This window comes from Micromonospora andamanensis (assembly GCF_016863495.1).
Taxonomy (GTDB): domain Bacteria; phylum Actinomycetota; class Actinomycetes; order Mycobacteriales; family Micromonosporaceae; genus Micromonospora; species Micromonospora andamanensis.
Genome location: NZ_BOOZ01000062.1, coordinates 1 through 17,763, shown reverse-complemented (window position 1 = coordinate 17,763; position 17,763 = coordinate 1). Strand labels below are relative to the sequence as shown.

Sequence of the window (17,763 nt, the reverse complement as noted above, 5' to 3'; positions counted from 1 at the left end):
ATCCCAGAGCGTCATCGCAGCCTCCTGAGGCCGAACGCCACCGCCGCGCCGGCCAGCGCCGCCAGACCGGCCGCCGCCAGACCGACCACCTGGTACTGCCGGCGGACCCGACGTCGCACCTGCGCGTACGGGACGGTGGAGAAGGACACCAGCTCGTACTGGGAGACGTACCGGCCGGGCAGCGCCCGCTCCAACGCGTGCTCGACGCGCTTGCGGGTCCGGTAGACCGGCGAGGCCACCTTGTCGCGCATCTCCACGAAGTTGGTGAGCGCCATCCGGGCGATCGCGTCGGCGTTGTCCTGCCGACGGTGCTGGAACAGCGGCAGCGCCGCCGACCAGTCCCCGGCGCACTCGTCGAGGCAGCGGTCCAGCTCCACCACGTCCTCGAAGGCGCAGTTCGCGCCCTGACCGTAGAACGGCACGATGGCGTGCGCCGCGTCGCCGAGCAGGGCGACCCGCCCGTCCACCTGCCACGGGTCGCAGCGCACCGTGCCGAGGACGCCAACCGGGTTGTGCTGGTAGTCGTCGACCAGGTTCGGGGCGATCGGCGGCAGGTCCGGATAGTGCTGCGCGAAGTGCCGCTCGATCGCCGCCGCGCTGCCCAGCGAGGCGAAGCTCGCGGTGCCGTGGGTGGGCCAGAACAGCGTGCAGGTGAAAGAGCGGTCCGGGTTGGGCAGCGCGATCATCATCGAGGTGCCGCGCGGCCAGATGTGCAGCGCCCCCGGGTCCAGGGCGAAGTCGCCGCCCAACGGCGGGATGGTGAGTTCCTTGTAGCCGTAGTCGAGGAAGTCGACGCTCTCGGTGACCAGGTCGTGGGCGAGCAACTGCCCGCGTACGGCGGAACCGGCACCGTCGGTGCCGAGCACCACCCGCGCGCCCTCGGTCACCGCGCCCCCCGGTGTCTCGAAGGTCATCGTCCCGGTCGCCGGGTCGAGCCCGACCAGCCGGTGCTCGAAGGCGATCCGCACCCCTGGCAGCTTGGCGGCGGCCTCCAGCAGGGCGTTGTTCAACGCGCCCCGGCTTATCGAGTTGATCGCCCGATCGCCGGAGGCGCTGTACGACTGCAGTCCCGGCGCACCGTGCACCGGATGGACCATCCGGCCCCGCATCGGTAACGCGTCCGCCATCACCTGCTCGGCCAGCCCGATGCGACGCAGTGCGTCGAGCCCCCGCTCGGAGAGGGCCAGGTTGATCGAGCGACCCCGCTCGGGCGTGCCGCTGCGCGGGTCCGGGCGGCGCTCGTAGAGCGCCACCTGATGGCCCCGGCGCGCCAGGAAACAGGCCAGCAGACAGCCGGCCAGCCCGGCACCCACCACCGCGATCTCGTCGCGTTCGCGGGTCACCGGGCCACCTCCGATACCGTCGCGGCCAGCGCGTCGGCGACCCGCCAGCAGTCGTGGTACGTCGAGTACAGCGGCACCGGGGCGAACCTGACCACATCCGGTTCCCGGGCGTCGGCGACCACCCCGTGCTCGTGGCGCAGTCGCCTGGTCAGCTCGTTGGCGCTGCCCTCGCCGATGCGTACCGACAGTTGGCAGCCGCGTCGACGCGGCTCACGCGGGGTGATCACGGTCATCGGCCGACCGGCGGTGACCTCGTCCAACAGCCGCTCCAGGTAACCGGTGAGCCGGAGGCTGCGCTCCCGCAGCGTCGGCATGCCTACCGAGTCGAACAGTTCCAGCGACGTGCGGACCGGCCCCATCGCGAAGATCGGCGGATTGGAGACTTGCCACGCCTCGACGGTGGTCGGTGGCCGGCTGACCGGGGCCATCTCGAACCGGGTGGCCGCCGCAGTGCTCCACCACCCCTCGAAGCGGGGCAGCGTCCGGTCGCCGTGGTGCCGTTCGTGCACGAATACGCCGGCCAACGCGCCGGGGCCGGAGTTCAGGTACTTGTACGAGCACCAGGCGGCGAAGTCGACGTCCCAGTCGTGCAGCGACAGCGGCACGTTGCCCGCCGCGTGCGCCAGGTCCCATCCGACGACAGCCCCGGCGGCCCGGCCGGCCGCGGTGATCGCCGGAATGTCCAGCAGCTCGCCGGTGAGGTAGTTGACCCCACCGAGCAGCACCAGCGCCACCGTGTGCCCCTCGGCCGCCAGGTAACCGGTGACGTCCTCGGTCCGCAGGGTGTCCTCACCGGGGCGGGGCGCGAGCCGGACGACAGTGGTGTCCGGGTCCAGGCCGTGGAACCGTGCCTGGCTGCGCACCGCGTAGCTGTCCGACGGGAAGGCGGTGTCCTCGATGACGATCCGGGTCCGCTCACCCACCGGCCGGTAGAAGCTGACCATCAGCAGGTGCAGGTTGACAGTCAGCGAGTTCATCACCACGGTCTCCGTGGGCAGGGCGCCGACCAGTCGCGCGGCCGGCGCCGTCAGCAACTCGTGGTACGGCAGCCACGGCCGGTCGGCCTCCAGATGCCCCTCGACGCCGAGCCGGCTCCAGGCGTCGAGATCGGCCAGGAGTTCGGCACGGGTGGCCCTCGGTTGCAGGCCGAGCGAGTTGCCCGCCAGGTACGCGACCTCCGGATAGCGACCACCCTCGGCCGGCGGCACGTGGAACAGGTGCCGGTGCCCCGGCTCGGCCGCGTCGAGGCGGAGCGCTTCGGCCTCGGTGTCACTGCTCATCGTCGTCACCACCGCCTCACATCGCTGTCCGGGCCGACCACAACTCCGGAAAGACCACCCGGGCCATGCTGCGCTGCAACCACGCCAACCCGGCGGAGCCGCCGCTGCCGACCTTGGCACCCATGGTGCGCTGCACCGCCTTGATGTGGTGGTGCCGCCAGTCGCCGAACTGCTCGGCCACCTCGGTCAGCGCCTCGCCGAGCAACCGCAGGTGATTGTCCGGGCCGGCGTCGGCGTAGATCTCCACCCAGGCCGCCTCGACGGCGGGGTGCGACTCGTGCTCGGTGGCCACGTCCCGCGCCAACAGGTCCGTCGGCAGGTCGTGACCGTGCCGGGCGAGCAGGGCGACCACCTCGTCCCAGACGCTCGGCGTGGCCAGGGCGTCGGTGAGTTCGGCGTACACCTCGGTCTGCCGGCGGAACGGCCGGATCAGTGCCGGGTCACGGAGCCCGAGCAGGAACTCCAGGTGGCGGTACATCGCCGACTGGAAGCCCGACCCCTCGCCGAGCAGGTTGCGGAAGCGGTTGAAGTCGGCAGGGGTCATCCAGCGCAGGCCCCGCCAGGCGGCGTTGAGTCCCTCCAGGTGCAGCGCGGACCGACGCAGTGGGGCCAGCGCCTCCCACACCCGGTCGGCGCGCAGCAACCGGGACGTCTCCCGCAACTCGTGGCAGGTCAGGCCGAAGTACAACTCCATGATCTGGCTGACCATGAGGAAGGACATCTCACCCGGGTCGCCACTCAACGGCTGCTGGAGCCGATGCAGGGTGCTGGCCTGCACGTACGCGTCGTACGGCACCCGCTCGGCGAAGTCCAGGGTGGGCTCGCCACCGTTACGCGCGGCGCGGGCCACCCGCTGCCGCGCGGTGACCGGACGCACCTCCGTCCGGGGGCGCAGATCCGTCTGCTCCATGCGTCCGCTCCTTCCGGGTCGCCCGTCCCGTCATGATCTCCCGTGTGGTTGGCCGGATGGAATGCCTCTTCAACGGCTCTTTTCGCGATCGACCTGCGGAACGGAAGCCGCTCGCCCGGATCGACCTGTCGGACGTAAGGTCGCGAGCATGGACGAGATGGACTGGGCCCTGCTCCGCGAGTTGCAGGCCGACGCGCGGTTGTCGTTCAGCGAGTTGTCCCGGCGGGTGCACCTGTCCCCACCCGCGGTCGCCGAGCGGGTGCGGCGGCTGGAGGAGACCGGTGTGATAAGCGGCTACCACGCCCACGTGGACCTGGCCCGGGCCGGCCGCACGGTGGTCGCGCTGATCCGGATGTCCTGTTATGGCGCCCGCTGCATCCTGCACGACCCCGAGGTCGCCCGGTGGCCGGAGATTCTGGAGATCCACCGGATCACCGGCGACGCGTGCAGCGTGCTCAAGGTCGCGGCCGGCTCGATAGGTGACTTCGAGGCGGTCATCGACCGACTCGCCCCCTATGGCCAGCCGTCGAGCACGATGGTGCTCTCCACCCCGCTCGGCTGGCAGGCCGTCGCCCCGCTGCCCGGCCCCGGCGGTTAGCCACCGGAGCAGAGGGAAAGCACCGCGGGTCGCCCCAGCAGGACCGGTGCGCCGGTGCCGGGAGGGAGGATCATGCGAGGTCTGCGACAGTACGGAGGCGTCCACCGCGCCCTGTCGACCATCGCCCGACCGTTCGGAGCGTTCGTCCTGATCGCGGCGTTCGCGCTGGCCGGGTTGCTGGCCCTGCCCGCACCCGCCAGAGCGGGTCAGGACACATTCGTCGAGGTGACCCCGAACAGCGTCCAGGCCGGCTCCCGGGTGAGCATCCGGGCCAGCTGCGACAACGCAAACGACCGTCAGGCCGAAGTGACCTCGGACGCGTTCAACCGGGTCTTCCTCCGGCCGGACAACGGCTTCCTCACCGGTTCGGTCACCGTGCCCGGTGACAAGGCCGCCGGCGACTATCCGGTGCACCTGCGCTGTGACAACGACCGGACGGACAGCACCACGCTCACCGTGCTGAACATGGACCAGCCCACCAAGGGCCCGGCCACCGGTGCCGGGGGTACAGCCGACCGGGGCACCGGCTCGATGCTGCTGCTGGGCGGCGTCGCCACGGTGGCCGCGGCGGTGGTCTTCGGGCTGCTGAGCAGCCGACGCCGGGTCGGTTCCTGACCCACAGTCGCCATGGCCGGCTTCCGCGTACCCACTCCGGAACCGGGCCCCGGCCCACGCCGGACCAGCACCCGTCGGAGTCAGCGCGCCTGGCGGGGACTGGTCGTGGCGGCCGGCCGGCTGGCCCGGGTCGCCGCGCAGGTCGGTACGGCCAGCGTCACCACGCCCGATCCCACGGCGGCACCGCTACCGCCCAGACGCCGGCCGGCCTGGGCGGCGGGGTCCGGACGGCTCGGCCGTGCCGGTCCCGGGCTACCGGTGCTGGTGGTCGGCTCGCTGATGTTCCTGATCATCGCGATGCTCGGCGTCGAGCGGGTGACCGGGTTGAGCCTGCTACCGGACCGCTTCATCGCCGGGCTCGCGCAGCCGCCCAAGAAGTTCCCGCTGCTGGCGGCGAGCGAGCCGGTCGGTATCGAGATCAGCGAGATCGACCTGGCGGCTCCGGTGCACAACGTGGGCATCGCGCCGGACGGCAGCATCGCCGCACCGCCCGCCGAACGCGCTCAGGAGGCCGGCTGGTACGACCAGGGACCGACCCCCGGCCAGTACGGACCGGCAGTCATCGTGGGTCACGTCGACACCACCACCGGACCGGCCGTCTTCCATGAGCTGTCCCAGTTGGAGGCCGGTGACCGGGTTGAGGTCGCCCGCTCGGACGGCTCGGTGGCGGTCTTCGAGGTGGACCGGGTCGGCCGGTACGACAAGGAGCGGCTGCCGACCGACGACGTCTTCGGTGACTTCAGCCGGCCACAGCTACGACTGATCACCTGCGGTGGGCGCTGGGTCGGTGGGGAGACGGGGTACGCGGACAACGTGGTGGTCTTCGCTTCGCTTGTCGAGGCTCGGTGACGTGGCTGGTGTGGGGGGTTTTCGGGGGAGCCCGACCCGCTCCGGGCGGTCAGGCTTGATCCCTGCGCGGGTCGGGCTCCCCCGAAAACCTGTTCGGCGCCCTCCCCGCTTGAGTGGCGCGGGGTGTCGTCCGCGAGCGCAGGTGGGGATCTTGAGGGGGTTGGGCTGGGCGGACAACGCGCCGTTGACTGTCAGGCGGCTTCGGGTTCGCGGAGGTCGAGCCAGTCGGCCCAGCGCGGATCGGGGGCGCGGTGGCCGAGCACCCGCCAGGCGATCCCCTTGGGGGCGGTGGGCAACGAGTGCAGCCGCCAGCCGAGTTCGGCGGGGGTCTTGTCGCCCTTCGTGTGATTGCATCTGGCGCAGGCGGCGACCACGTTCTCCCAGGCGTGCCGGCCGCCCCGGCTGCGGGGGAAGACGTGGTCGATGGTCTCCGCCGGACCCCGGCAGTAGGCGCAACGCCAGCCGTCCCGGGCGAAGATGGCGCGGCGGGACAGGCCCACGTGGGTCCGGTACGGCACCCGGACGAAACGGGTGAGCCGGACGACCGAGGGCACCGGCAGCGCGCTACGGGCGCTGTGCAGGATGCCGTCGCCGTCGGCGACACACACCGCTTTGGCGGAGAGCACGAGAATCGCGGCTCGACGTACCGACACGACACACAGCGGCTCGTAGGTGGCGTTGAGGACCAGCGCGCCGGAGCCCACCGTGGGTCGTATGTCAGGCATCGCGTCACCCTCCCGGTCAAGCGGCTTACCACTCGCCACCGCCGACCGGCGTCGGGCACAGCCCCACACCACGTCGACGCCGGCCGGATCACCGACGTCCGCTGCGCCAATCGTCCCTGATCGGACCCGCGAATGCACGTACTAATCCTGGGTACCCCCGGCGCTTTCTGCCGACCGCGCGACGGGCCGGGTGTCACCTGTCGGTGGGTCGGCGGCGGGCCTGCCGGTCGGTTGCGGTACGAAAACACTGTGACCGTCAGCAGCCTCAGCCCCACCCCCGCCCCGTCCAGCCCGGAACCTGTCGACACGCCGAGCCCGGAGTGCCTGGACGAGGCGCTGTGCAAGATCGTCTTCAACTGGACGGACTCGGTGTGGTTCGCCGAGGGCAGCTTCTGGATCCTCGTCAAACCACTGCGGATCATCCTGATCCTGCTGCTGGCGTTGGCCGCCCGATGGCTCGTGCACCGCACGATCCGCCGGCTCGTACGCACGACCAGCGACGCCGGAGTGCCGACAATGCTCCGCCCGCTGCGCGAGCGCATTCCGAGCGCCGCGACCGAGCCCGGCGAGTTCGTCCCGGAGCGCCGCCGCCAGCGCGCCGAGGCGATCGGCTCGGTGCTCCGGAGCCTGAGCACCGCGTTCATCTTCGGCATCGCCCTGCTGATGGTGCTCAAGGAGTTCAGCTTCGACCTGGCACCGCTGCTGGCCAGCGCGGGCATCGCCGGCGTGGCCCTCGGTTTCGGCGCGCAGAGCCTGGTCAAGGACCTGATCGCGGGGTTGTTCATGCTGATCGAGGATCAGTACGGGGTGGGCGACAACGTCGATCTCGGCGAGGCCACAGGCATGGTCGAGGCGGTCGGACTACGCGTCACCACAGTCCGCGACGGGCGGGGCGTGCTCTGGTACATCCGCAACGGCGAGATCATCCGGGTGGGTAACAAGAGCCAGGGCTGGGCGTTGGTGGTGGTCGACCTGCCTATCGGTTTCGCCGGCACCGAGGAGGCGACGGCCGTGCTGCGTACCGCCGCCGCCTCCGTCGCGGTGGACCCGGAGCTGGCCCAGTCGATCGTCGAACCGCCGGAGGTGCTCGGCGTCGAGCAGGTCACGGTGGAGGGCACGGTGATCCGGACCGTCGTGAAGACCACCGCCGACGGGCAGTTCAGCGTGGGTCGGGAGCTGCGTCGCCGGCTGGCCGAGGCGCTGGAGAACTCGGGTATCACCGCGCGGATCGCGGCGGGCCGCATCTACCCAGGCGTACCTACTCGATCGGATTCCGAGACCGGTCAGGGCGGCGCCACCTGAGCTAACCGGCGGGGGTCGCGGCTGAGCGGCCCCTCGGGTATCGTCCGTTCGTTCAGTCGGAGATGCGACCGACCAACCGTTCGCCCTAGCCAGTTGTCAGACGATCGGGCAGAATCCGGTGCACGCGCTTACCGAGCGGTGTCACGTCCTCGCTGATCCGCAGACCTGACGATGGTCCCGGCCGCCATCACGAGTGGCCAGACGCCGGGACGATGGAGGCGATGGTGTCCGACGAGCGACCTTCTCCGGAAGGGCCGGCCACCTTCCGGGAGGTTTTCGCCCAGCGTGAGTATCGCGCCGTCTTCGCGGCCAGCACGCTGACCTGGGTCGGTGACTATGTCGCCAAGGCGGCGGTCACCCTCCTGGTCTACCGGGAGACCGAGTCGGTCGCGCTGTCGGCCGCCGCCTTCGCGGTCAGTTATCTGCCCTGGCTGGTCGGCGGTCCACTGCTGGCGACGATCGCCGAGCGGCACCGGTTCCGGCAGGTCATGGTCGTCTGCGACCTCATCCGGATGGCGATGATGCTGCTCGTCGCCATCCCCGGGATGCCGGTGCCGGTGATCCTGGCGCTGCTGTTCGCCACCACGCTGGCCAACCCGCCGAGTCAGGCCGCCCGGTCGGCGCTGCTGCCGCTGATCCTGCCCGGGGACCGGCTCGTCGTCGGGTTGTCCGTGAACGCCAGCGTGGGGCAGGCCGCCCAGGTGGTCGGGTACCTGCTCGGCGCCGCCGTCGCGACGGTGAATCCCACGGCCGCGCTGCTGATGAACGCTGCCGCCTTCGCGCTGTCGGCCGCCATCGTCCGACTCGGGGTGCTCGACCGGCCACCGGCGATGACCAGCGCCCACCGCAGTCACCTGCTCCGGGAGACCGCCGCGGGCTTCCAGATGGTCTTCCGGACACCGGTGCTGCGGGCGATCGCCGTCCTGGTCTTCAGCGCCATGCTCTTCTCCAGCGTGCCCGAAGGGCTGGCCGCCGCCTGGGCCAACGAACATGCCGGCGAGAGCATGGACCCGGGGCTGGCGCAGGCGGTGATCATGGCGGCCACCCCGGCCGGCTTCATCCTCGGCGGGCTCATCATCGGCCGTACGGTCGCGCCGGCCCGTCGGCTGCTCCTGCTCCGGCCGTTGGCCGTGGCCGCCCCGCTCGCCCTGGTACCCGCGCTGCTGGACCCGCCGCCGGTGGTGGTGGCGCTGCTCGCCGCCGTCTGCGGCTTCGCGGTCGCCGGGTTGCTCCCGATGGCCAACGGGCTCTTCGTCCAGGCCCTGCCGGACGGCTTCCGGGCCCGGGCGTTCGGCGTGATGGCGACAGGCGTCCAGGTCATCCAGGGTGCGGCAGTGCTGGTGACCGGGCTGCTCGCCGAGCGTTTCCCGATTCCGGTAGTGGTGGGTGTGTGGAGCGCCGCCGGGGTGGTGCTGATGTCGCTCGTCGCGCTGCGCTGGCCCGACCAGCAGACCGTGACCGCCTCTATCGACGCCGCGCGGGCCGCTTCCGGCGCTGCTGACGGGCCCGCCGCCCGCGGCGGGCCCGCTGCGGGCGCCTCCTCCGACGACCCGGGTCCCGGGCACGTGGGCCCCGGGCGGCCCCGGCACGCCGTGACCTGAGCCACCCTCGTCACGCGGTGCCGGCCGGGCCGGCGCCGGTGCGGGCCTGGCAGGATGGAACTGTGAATCCCGCAGGTGAGTCCGAAGGCCACGGCGAGGCGGTCACGTTCTTCGACGCCGTCGGCGGAGAGCCCACGTTCCGCAAACTGGTCGAGGAGTTCTACGCCGGCATCGCCGCCGATCCACTGCTGCGCCCGATGTACCCGGAGGAGGATCTGGCTCCGGCCGCCGACCGGATGCGCCTCTTCCTCATGCAGTACTGGGGTGGCCCGAACACCTACTCGGCGCAGCGCGGCCATCCCCGACTGCGGATGCGCCACGCCCCGTTCCGGATCGGCGCGGCCGAACGCGACGCCTGGCTGCGGCACATGCGCCGCGCGGTGGACAGCCTCGACCTGCCCCCGGCCCTCGCCACGGAGCTGTGGAACTACCTCGAACGGGCGGCGTACTTCATGGTGAACGACATGGCGGACCCGACGGCACACGGCTGACGTCCACCGCCCCCGCCGCCCGGCGGGGCTGAGGTGTCCACCGTCAGAGCAGGGCGCCCTCGTCGTGCAGCCAGTCAACGAAGCTGGTGGCCACGGCGGCACCGCAGTCGAGCAACTCGACCAGGAGCGCGTCGTGGGCACCGGCCGCGAGCGGAACCTGCAACTCGGCGTAGATCGGCAACTGACCGCGCTCGGTGGCGTCACCCACGTACGCCTTGCAGAAGCGTCGGGTGTGGTTCCACTCGTTGACCACCCGGTAGGCACGGTCGGCCCAGTCCGGCGGCACCGTCGCGTGTGGCCGGGCCCGCAGCACGAGGATCTCGTCCTCCGGCCCCTCCAGGGTGACAAGCACCGCGTGCCGCTCCCACATGGCCAGCAGGTTGCCGTCTCCGTCGGCCAGGTAACGCACGTCGAGCAGGTCGAGCGCGTCGCAGATCCGACGCAGCGTGACCTGTTCGACGGTGGCTGGCATGTCGGCGATCAACTGACGCTCCGCAGCCGGGCAGTCGTCTCCCGGTTGGCGGGGCGCCGGCGGGCCGACCCGGACGGTACCTTCCACCATGATCCTGCTTCGAGTTTCCGGGTCACCGCCACTGGCGGGACCTGGACGCCATGACCACCACGGCATCGCTCGCGCACCTCACTCCCCAGCGGATCCGGTCGCCTACAGTGGGTGGATCCGAGGATGGACGGTACCCGGACAGCCGGAACGAAGCACCCCCCCAACGCCAGCACCAAACCGGAAGGATGACTAGCGGTCATCCTTTCGCATGAGCCACCGATGGCCGTACGACAAGATCCGTGGCCTTCTGCGACCAGACGGCTCCGTACGGTCCCACCAGCCCGACCCATCGGCCAGCCGCACGTACCTGCACGCCGTCACCATCCGACGAATCCCCGGAGGGACCGAGGAAACCCATGCGAACCAGACCCTGCACCATCCGCTGGGTCACCTCCACCGGACGGTCAGGCTCGTCGTCGGGGGTGACCACCACCGCCACGTGGTCAAGCAGGGCGTCGCGCAGCATCCGCTGCCCCACCGCCCGACCGCCGACCCCGTGTCGGGCGGCCTCGCGCAGGGTCCCGGCCGCCGCCTCGGCCAGCCGACGCAGTTCCCCGGCCGGCAGCGTCTCCACCCGACGGCTGCTGTCCGGCGGCAGGGCCCACCGCCACTGGGCGTCGCGGCGGGACGGCAGGTCCGCACGACCGTCCGCGAACGCGGCGAGCAACTGCCCGGCGGCGACCGTGACGTCACCGGCGCCCGCGCCGGCCACCGTCCGCACGGCCAGCACACCCCACGGCAGCCGCGCCCAGAGGGCGATACGCGCGCCCGCAGCGGCCGGCCGGAGCCGGACCAGGGCGGCGCGCTCCAACCGGACGAGCCGAGCCAGGAAGGCCCCCGCGTCGGCTACGTCGACGATGCCGTGCCCGACGCTCATGGCGCACCGTCCTGCCGGGCGTAGCCGAGCAGGAACGTCCGCTCCGGCTCGCTGAGCCGCCGTGGCACCTGCTGCGCCAGATCGAACGGCACAAGCACCGAACGTGCCCGACTGATGAGCAGCTCACCGTCGTACATCTCGTAACCGACGGTGAAGGACGCGGCGCGCAACTGCTCCACCCACAGCTCGATCCGCACGGTGGGCGCCGAGTCGGCGCTGCCCTGGTCGAGTGCGTAGTCCACAGGCCGTAGGTAGTCGACCTCGTGCCGGCGGATCACCACACCCTCGGCGAACGAGTCCACCCCGTTGGCCCGGGCGCCGACGAACATCAACGCCACCCGGGCCTCCTCGTAGAGGGTGAGGAAGCGGGCGTTGTTGACGTGGCCGTACGCGTCCAGGTCGGACCAGCGCAGGGTGCAGTGGTAGACGAAGCGGTCAGCCACGACGGACCGCCCGGTCAGTCGCGGGTCAGCTTGCGGTACGTCACCCGGTGCGGACGGGCCGCCTCCGCACCGAGCCGGTCGACCTTGTTCTTCTCGTACGCCTCGAAGTTACCCTCGAACCAGAACCACTTCGCCGGGTCCTCGTCGTCGCCCTCCCAGGCCAGGATGTGCGTGGCGACCCGGTCCAGGAACATCCGGTCGTGGGAGATCACCACGGCGCAGCCGGGGAACTCCAGCAACGCGTTCTCCAGGCTGGACAGGGTCTCCACGTCCAGGTCGTTGGTGGGCTCGTCGAGCAGGATGACGTTGCCGCCGATCTTCAGCGTCAGCGCCAGGTTGAGCCGGTTGCGCTCGCCGCCGGAGAGCACCTTCGTCGGCTTCTGCTGGTCGGGGCCCTTGAAGCCGAAGGCCGCGATGTACGCCCGCGAGGGCATCTCGACCTTGCCCACCATGAGGTGGTCCAGCCCGTCGGAGACGACCTCCCAGACGGTCTTGTCCCCGTCGAGGCCCTGCCGGTTCTGGTCGACGTAGGACAGCGACACCGTGTCGCCGACCCGGACCCGGCCGCCGGTCGGCTCCTCCAGCCCCACGATGGTCTTGAACAGGGTGGTCTTGCCGACGCCGTTCGGGCCGATGATGCCGACGATGCCGTTGCGCGGCAGCGAGAAGGAGAGGTTGTCGATAAGCAACCGGTCACCGAAGCCCTTGCTCAGGCTGTTCGCCTCGATGACGGTGTTGCCCAGACGCGGGCCCGGCGGGATCTGGATCTCCTCGAAGTCCAGCTTGCGGGTCTTCTCCGCCTCGGCGGCCATCTCGTCGTACCTGTCGAGCCGGGCCTTGGACTTGGTCTGCCGAGCCTTGGCGTTGGAGCGCACCCAGTCCAGTTCGTCGGCCAGGCGCTTCTTCATCTTGGCGTCGCGGCGACCCTCGACGGCCAGTCGGGCGGCCTTCTTCTCCAGGTAGGTGGAGTAGTTGCCCTCGTACGGGTAGGCCCGGCCGCGGTCCAGCTCCAGGATCCAGTTGGCCACGTTGTCCAGGAAGTACCGGTCGTGGGTGATGGCGACGACGGTGCCGGCGTACTTGGCCAGGTGCTGCTCCAGCCACTGCACGCTCTCCGCGTCCAGGTGGTTCGTGGGCTCGTCGAGCAGCAGCAGGTCGGGGGCCTCCAGCAGCAGCTTGCACAGCGCGACCCGGCGGCGCTCACCACCGGAGAGCTGGGTGACGTCGGCCTCGGGCGGCGGGCAGCGCAGCGCGTCCATGGCGAGTTCGAGCTTGGAGTCGATGTCCCACGCGTCGGCGTGGTCCAGCTCCTCCTGGAGTCGGCCCATCTCCTCCATCAGCTCGTCGGAGTAGTCAGTGGCCATCTGCTCGGCGATCTTGTTGAACCGCTCCAGCTTGACCTTTGTCTCCGCGACCGCTTCCTCGACATTGCCCAGCACGGTCTTGGCGTCGTTGAGCGGCGGCTCCTGGGCGAGCATCCCCACGGTGAAGCCGGGCATCAGGCGCGCCTCGCCGTTGCTCGGCTGGTCCCAGCCAGCCATGATCTTGAGAAGGCTGGACTTACCGGCGCCGTTCGGGCCAACCACACCGATCTTGGCACCGGGCAGGAAGTTGAGCGTCACGTTGTCGAGCACGACCTTGTCGCCGTGCGCCTTGCGCGCCTTGTCCAGGACGTAGATGAACTGGGCCACGGTGCGGGCTCCTCCGTCGCTTTCGATCGCCGATTCGCGTGATACGGGCGCGGGCCAGGGCCGCCATCCGCCGCCGTCGGCCGGGAGCCGGCCGCGCGCACGCCGTTGTCAATCCTGACAGGTACGCCGCGCCGCGCCCACATCGCCCCGCCAGCAGGGGTACGGCGACAGCGGCGGCACCGCCCCGGAGGCCGGCCGGGACGGCTCGCCTGTCAACATGATCACGTCCAGGGTTCGCCGAGTTCGGGACGGGTAGGTGAGTCCGGCACAGGGGAACAGACGCCGCAGCTACGCTCAGTACGCTCATCGCGGTGGACCCGTCAGCACCCGGAGGTGGCCGATCGTGACCGTCCGTAGCTCCTTTGTCGTAGTGGCGAACCGACTGCCGGTCGACGAGGTGAGCACACCCGAGGGACGGCAGTGGCGACGCAGCCCCGGCGGGCTGGTCACCGCGCTGCACCCCGTCCTCGCCGAGCACCAGGGCACGTGGGTCGGCTGGGCAGGCGGCACCGGCGCGGCCCCCGAGCCGTTCGACCTGGAGGGCATCCGGCTGCATCCGGTCCCCCTGAGCGCCGAGGAACTGGAGCGCTACTACGAGGGTCAGTCCAACGCGACGATCTGGCCGCTGTACCACGACGCCGTCGAGACACCCGCCTACAAGCGCCGTTGGCGTGAGGCGTACCGCCTGGTCAACGCCCGGTTCGCGGAGGCCGCAGCGGAGGTCGCCGCGGAGGGGGCCACGGTCTGGGTCCAGGACTACCAGCTCCAGCTGGTGCCGGCGATGCTCCGGGAGCTGCGCCCCGACCTGCGGATCGGCTTCTTCCTGCACATTCCGTTCCCGCCGATCGAGCTGTTCATGCAGATGCCGTTCCGCACCGAGATCCTGCGCGGCCTGCTCGGCGCCGACCTGGTCGGCTTCCAGCAACGGCTCGCCGCGCAGAACTTCGTCCGGCTGGCCCGGCATCTGCTCGGGCTGCGGTACGAGGGCCAGATGATCCAGGTGGACGGCCGCCAGGTCAAGGCCGGCGCCTTCCCCATCTCGATCGACACGCAGGAGATGGAGCGGTTGGCCGCCGACCCGGCGATCCAGGCCCGGGCCAAGGAGATCCGCGAGGAGCTGGGCAATCCCCGGACGATCATCCTCGGCGTCGACCGCCTCGACTACACCAAGGGCATCGAACTGCGCCTCAAGGCCTTCCGCGAGTTGCTCGCTGACGGAAAGTTGACAGTGCCCGACGCGGTTATGGTGCAGGTCGCGACGCCGAGCCGCGAGCGCGTGGAGCACTACCAGGCACTTCGCGTCAAGGTCGAGCGCGAGGTTGGTCGGATTAATGGCGAATTCGGCCGGGTTGGCGTGCCGGCGGTGCATTATCTGCATCAGTCGTACAGTCGGACCGAACTGGCTGCGATGTACGCCGCCGCCGACGTGATGATGGTTACTCCGCTGCGTGACGGAATGAACCTGGTGGCCAAGGAGTACGTCGCATCGCGGGCGGACCACGGGGGCGCACTCGTACTCAGTGAGTTCGCCGGCGCGGCCACCGAGCTGCGTCAGGCGTTCCTGTGCAACCCGCACGACCCCGACGCGGTCAAGGACGCTCTGCTACGGGCCGTGCATGTGGAGAAGCCGGAGGCTCGTCGCCGTATGCGGACAATGCAACGCCATCTGCGCACCCACGACGTGGGGCACTGGGCGAAGTCCTTCCTCACCGAACTGGGTGTGCCCGACATGGAGGCGGCGTGAACGCAGCGTCCACCGAGAACGCCACGCCCGTCGCGGGCCCGATGGATCCGGACCTGCGCGCCGCCATCGGGCGGATCGCCCGGGTTCCCCAGCTCCTGGTCGCCTGCGACTACGACGGCACGCTCGCACCGATCGTGGAGGACCCGAGCAAGGCCGTACCGCTGCCGGAGTCGGTGGCGGCGGTCCGGGCCCTGGCGGCCCTGCCGCAGACCACAGTGGCTGTCGTCTCCGGCCGCGCGCTGCGGGACCTGGCCGCGCTGTCCCGGCTGCCCAGCGAGGTGCACCTGGTCGGCAGCCACGGCTCCGAGTTCGACATCGGCTTCGTTGAGCGGCTCTCCCCCGAGCTGATCGCGGTACGCACCCGGCTGCGGGACGTCCTGCGGGACATCGCCGCGGCCCACCCCGGCGTCCGCCTGGAACGCAAGCCGGCAAGTGTCGCCGTACACACCCGGGGGGTGGATCCCCAGGTCGCCGCCGCCGCCATCGACGCGGTCCGCAGTGGCCCCGCGACCTGGCCGGACGTGACAGTCACCCAGGGCAAAGAGGTAATCGAGCTCTCCGTCGTGGCCACCCACAAGGGCACCGCCGTCGACCAGCTGCGCACCCAGCTCTCGGCCAGCGCCGTGCTCTTCATCGGCGACGACGTGACCGACGAGAACGCCTTCGCCAACCTGCACGGTCCGGACGTCGGCATCAAGATCGGCCCAGGCGAGACCAGAGCCGGGCACCGGGTGGCCGAACCGATCGAGGCCGCCCGCGCACTCGGGCTGCTGCTGGAGACCCGGCGGCACTGGCTGTTCGGCGAACGGGCGGTGCCGATCGAGCGGCACTCGATGCTCGCCAACGGCCGCACTGTCGCGCTGCTCACGCCGGACGCCAAGGTGAGCTGGCTGTGCAACCCCAAGCCCGACTCGGCGGCGATCTTCGCCGACCTGGTCGGCGGCAGCCCGGCCGGGCACTTCAGTGTCGCACCGGAACGGGGCGGCATCCCGCTGGGCCAGCGCTACCGGTCGGGCACCATGACCGTGGAGACCCGCTGGTCCGGTCTCACCGTCACCGACTGGCTGGACAAGCCGGACCCCCGGGCCACGCCGGACGGCCCGGCGATCATCTCGGGCGACTCGACCCTGATCCGGGTACTGACCGGCACCGGTCGGGTTCGCCTCGAATTCGCGCCCCGGCCGGAATTCGCACAGGTGGCCGTGCAGCTCCAGCCGCTCGGCGACGGCCTGCTGGTGCTCGGCTCCAACGAACCTGTCGCGCTCTACTCCCCCGGCGTGCAGTGGGAGGTCGGCAACGACGGCGGGTACGAGACCGCGAAGGCGGTGGTGGACCTCGCCGCGCTCGGCGGCCAGGTGGTGCTGGAGCTGCGGTTCGGCACACACAGCCTGGAACACCACAGGTTGCCCATCCACGAGCGGCAGGCCGCGGCAGAGCGCCCGTGGAAGGACTGGGTGGCCTCGCTGCGGCTGCCGACCACCGCCCGGGACCTGGTCGCCCGCAGCGCACTGACGCTGCGCGGCCTCTGCCACGAGGCCACCGGCTCGATCCTGGCGGCGGCGACCACCTCGCTGCCGGAGGAGCTGGGCGGCGTCCGCAACTGGGACTACCGCTACTGCTGGCTACGCGATGCCGCGATGACCGCCCGTGCCCTTGTCGACCTGGGCTCGATCGCCGAGGCCGAGGCGTTCCTGCGCTGGGTGGACGGGTGTGTGGAACGCACCGGCGGGCACCCCGAACGGCTGCACCCGCTCTACACCGTCGACGGTTACGAACTGGGTGCCGAAGCGGTCATCGACACCCTGCCCGGCTACGCGGGATCCCGCCCGGTACGCGTCGGCAACCTCGCCAACCACCAGCTCCAGCTCGACGTCTTCGGCCCGATCGCCGACCTGATCGCCGCCACCGCCGACGTACGCGGCTCGGTACGCGCCGAGGAGTGGCGGGTGCTGGAGAACATGGTCGAGGCGGTCCGTCGCCGGTGGCACGAGCCGGATCACGGCATTTGGGAAGCCCGCCTGCCTCCCCGGCACCACGTCTTCTCCAAGGTGATGTGCTGGATGACAGTCGACCGGGCGCTGCACGTGATGCGCCAGCACGGCGGCGAGGACCGGCCGGAGTGGGTCGAGTTGCGCGACCGCATCGGTGCCAACGTGCTGGAGTACGGCTGGCACGAGCACGCCGAGGCGTACAGCGTCGCGTACGGCGACGAGGACATGGACGCCTCGTCGCTGTGGATCGGCATCTCCGGGCTACTCGCCGGTGACGACCCCCGCTTCCTCTCCACCGTGTTGAAGATCGAGGCGGACCTGCGCAGCGGCCCGGTCGTCTACCGCTACCACTGGGACGACGGCCTGCCCGGGCGCGAGGGCGGCTTCCACATCTGCACGTCCTGGCTGATCGAGGCGTATCTGCGCACCGGCCGGCGGACCGATGCCGAGGAACTGTTCACGCAGATGATCGACACAGCGGGTCCGACCGGGTTGCTGCCCGAGCAGTACGACCCGCTGGCCGAACGCGGGCTGGGCAACCACCCGCAGGCGTACAGCCACCTCGGGGTGATCCGCTGCGCGCTGCTGCTGGACAACATGCTCAAGCAGTAACGACCGTCAGACCCGGCGGCCGGAGATCACGTATCTCCGGCCGCTGACGTTTGTGGGCGCTGTGGGGGGTGTGGCCTGTCGCGCTGCGCGTGCGCGCTGTTGGGGGTGTGGCCCGCCGTGCCCGGCTTC

Annotated in this window: 16 protein-coding genes; 8 read left to right on the top strand and 8 right to left on the bottom strand. The window is 70.9% G+C overall.

The window, feature by feature from the left end:
- Positions 1–11: 11 nt before the first annotated feature.
- Genes Van01_RS29985 through Van01_RS29975 form a run of 3 tightly spaced genes read right to left on the bottom strand, consistent with a single transcriptional unit; the run spans position 12 to position 3,533 of the window.
- The gene (locus tag Van01_RS29985; RefSeq protein ID WP_204014738.1) at positions 12–1,343 is read right to left on the bottom strand and encodes an FAD-dependent oxidoreductase; all 1,332 of its coding nucleotides are present in this window, start codon (positions 1,341–1,343) and stop codon (positions 12–14) included.
- A complete protein-coding gene (kynU, locus tag Van01_RS29980; RefSeq protein WP_204014735.1) occupies positions 1,340–2,623 on the bottom strand; it encodes a kynureninase in 1,284 nt (427 codons plus the stop codon). The genes Van01_RS29985 and kynU overlap by 4 nt, the downstream gene beginning before the upstream one ends.
- Before the next feature lie 16 nt (positions 2,624–2,639).
- Positions 2,640–3,533, bottom strand: a complete 894-nt coding sequence (locus Van01_RS29975) for a tryptophan 2,3-dioxygenase (RefSeq protein ID WP_204014732.1) — start codon at positions 3,531–3,533, stop codon at positions 2,640–2,642.
- Between the two features lie 148 nt (positions 3,534–3,681).
- Here Van01_RS29975 and Van01_RS29970 point away from each other — a divergent pair, with 148 nt between their 5' ends.
- The 3 genes from Van01_RS29970 (at position 3,682) to Van01_RS29960 (ending at position 5,595) form a co-directional block, all read left to right on the top strand.
- Positions 3,682–4,131, top strand: coding sequence for an Lrp/AsnC family transcriptional regulator (locus tag Van01_RS29970; RefSeq protein WP_099850314.1), 450 nt, complete (start codon positions 3,682–3,684; stop codon positions 4,129–4,131).
- A gap of 72 nt (positions 4,132–4,203) precedes the next feature.
- Positions 4,204–4,746, top strand: coding sequence for a hypothetical protein (locus Van01_RS29965; protein WP_239099390.1), 543 nt, complete (start codon positions 4,204–4,206; stop codon positions 4,744–4,746).
- Positions 4,747–4,758: 12 nt separating this feature from the next.
- Positions 4,759–5,595, top strand: coding sequence for a class F sortase (locus tag Van01_RS29960; protein WP_204014729.1), 837 nt, complete (start codon positions 4,759–4,761; stop codon positions 5,593–5,595).
- Positions 5,596–5,786: 191 nt separating this feature from the next.
- Here the strand turns inward: Van01_RS29960 and Van01_RS29955 are convergent, their stop codons facing one another.
- Entirely contained in the window at positions 5,787–6,320 is a 534-nt protein-coding gene (locus Van01_RS29955; protein ID WP_099853138.1) for an HNH endonuclease, read from the bottom strand.
- Positions 6,321–6,569: 249 nt separating this feature from the next.
- Here Van01_RS29955 and Van01_RS29950 point away from each other — a divergent pair, with 249 nt between their 5' ends.
- The 3 genes from Van01_RS29950 to Van01_RS29940 all read left to right on the top strand — a co-directional run bounded on the left by Van01_RS29950 (position 6,570) and on the right by Van01_RS29940 (position 9,714).
- Entirely contained in the window at positions 6,570–7,622 is a 1,053-nt protein-coding gene (locus tag Van01_RS29950) for a mechanosensitive ion channel family protein (protein ID WP_239093742.1), read from the top strand.
- A gap of 221 nt (positions 7,623–7,843) precedes the next feature.
- Positions 7,844–9,223, top strand: a complete 1,380-nt coding sequence (locus tag Van01_RS29945; protein WP_204014723.1) for an MFS transporter — start codon at positions 7,844–7,846, stop codon at positions 9,221–9,223.
- Positions 9,224–9,285: 62 nt separating this feature from the next.
- Complete coding sequence (locus Van01_RS29940) at positions 9,286–9,714, top strand: globin (RefSeq protein WP_204014720.1); 429 nt, start codon at positions 9,286–9,288, stop codon at positions 9,712–9,714.
- Positions 9,715–9,757: 43 nt separating this feature from the next.
- Here the strand turns inward: Van01_RS29940 and Van01_RS29935 are convergent, their stop codons facing one another.
- The 4 genes from Van01_RS29935 to ettA all read right to left on the bottom strand — a co-directional run bounded on the left by Van01_RS29935 (position 9,758) and on the right by ettA (position 13,287).
- On the bottom strand, positions 9,758–10,342 hold the full coding sequence (locus Van01_RS29935) for a type III secretion system chaperone family protein (protein ID WP_204014717.1): 585 nt from the start codon (positions 10,340–10,342) through the stop codon (positions 9,758–9,760).
- A 130-nt stretch (positions 10,343–10,472) separates the two neighbouring features.
- Positions 10,473–11,153, bottom strand: coding sequence for a DUF8185 domain-containing protein (locus Van01_RS29930; protein WP_204014714.1), 681 nt, complete (start codon positions 11,151–11,153; stop codon positions 10,473–10,475).
- Positions 11,150–11,596, bottom strand: coding sequence for an acyl-CoA thioesterase (locus Van01_RS29925; protein WP_204014711.1), 447 nt, complete (start codon positions 11,594–11,596; stop codon positions 11,150–11,152). The genes Van01_RS29930 and Van01_RS29925 overlap by 4 nt, the downstream gene beginning before the upstream one ends.
- 14 nt (positions 11,597–11,610) lie before the next feature.
- Complete coding sequence (ettA, locus tag Van01_RS29920) at positions 11,611–13,287, bottom strand: energy-dependent translational throttle protein EttA (RefSeq protein WP_204014708.1); 1,677 nt, start codon at positions 13,285–13,287, stop codon at positions 11,611–11,613.
- A 343-nt stretch (positions 13,288–13,630) separates the two neighbouring features.
- On the opposite strand from ettA, the gene Van01_RS29915 reads away from it, so the two are divergent.
- Together Van01_RS29915 and otsB are read left to right on the top strand one after the other, a co-directional pair.
- Positions 13,631–15,031 carry an alpha,alpha-trehalose-phosphate synthase (UDP-forming) gene (locus Van01_RS29915; RefSeq protein ID WP_099850301.1) on the top strand — a complete coding sequence of 467 codons (1,401 nt, stop codon included), beginning with the start codon at positions 13,631–13,633 and terminating at the stop codon, positions 15,029–15,031.
- A gap of 41 nt (positions 15,032–15,072) precedes the next feature.
- Positions 15,073–17,634 carry a trehalose-phosphatase gene (gene otsB, locus Van01_RS29910; protein ID WP_204014772.1) on the top strand — a complete coding sequence of 854 codons (2,562 nt, stop codon included), beginning with the start codon at positions 15,073–15,075 and terminating at the stop codon, positions 17,632–17,634.
- Positions 17,635–17,763 lie beyond the last annotated feature (129 nt).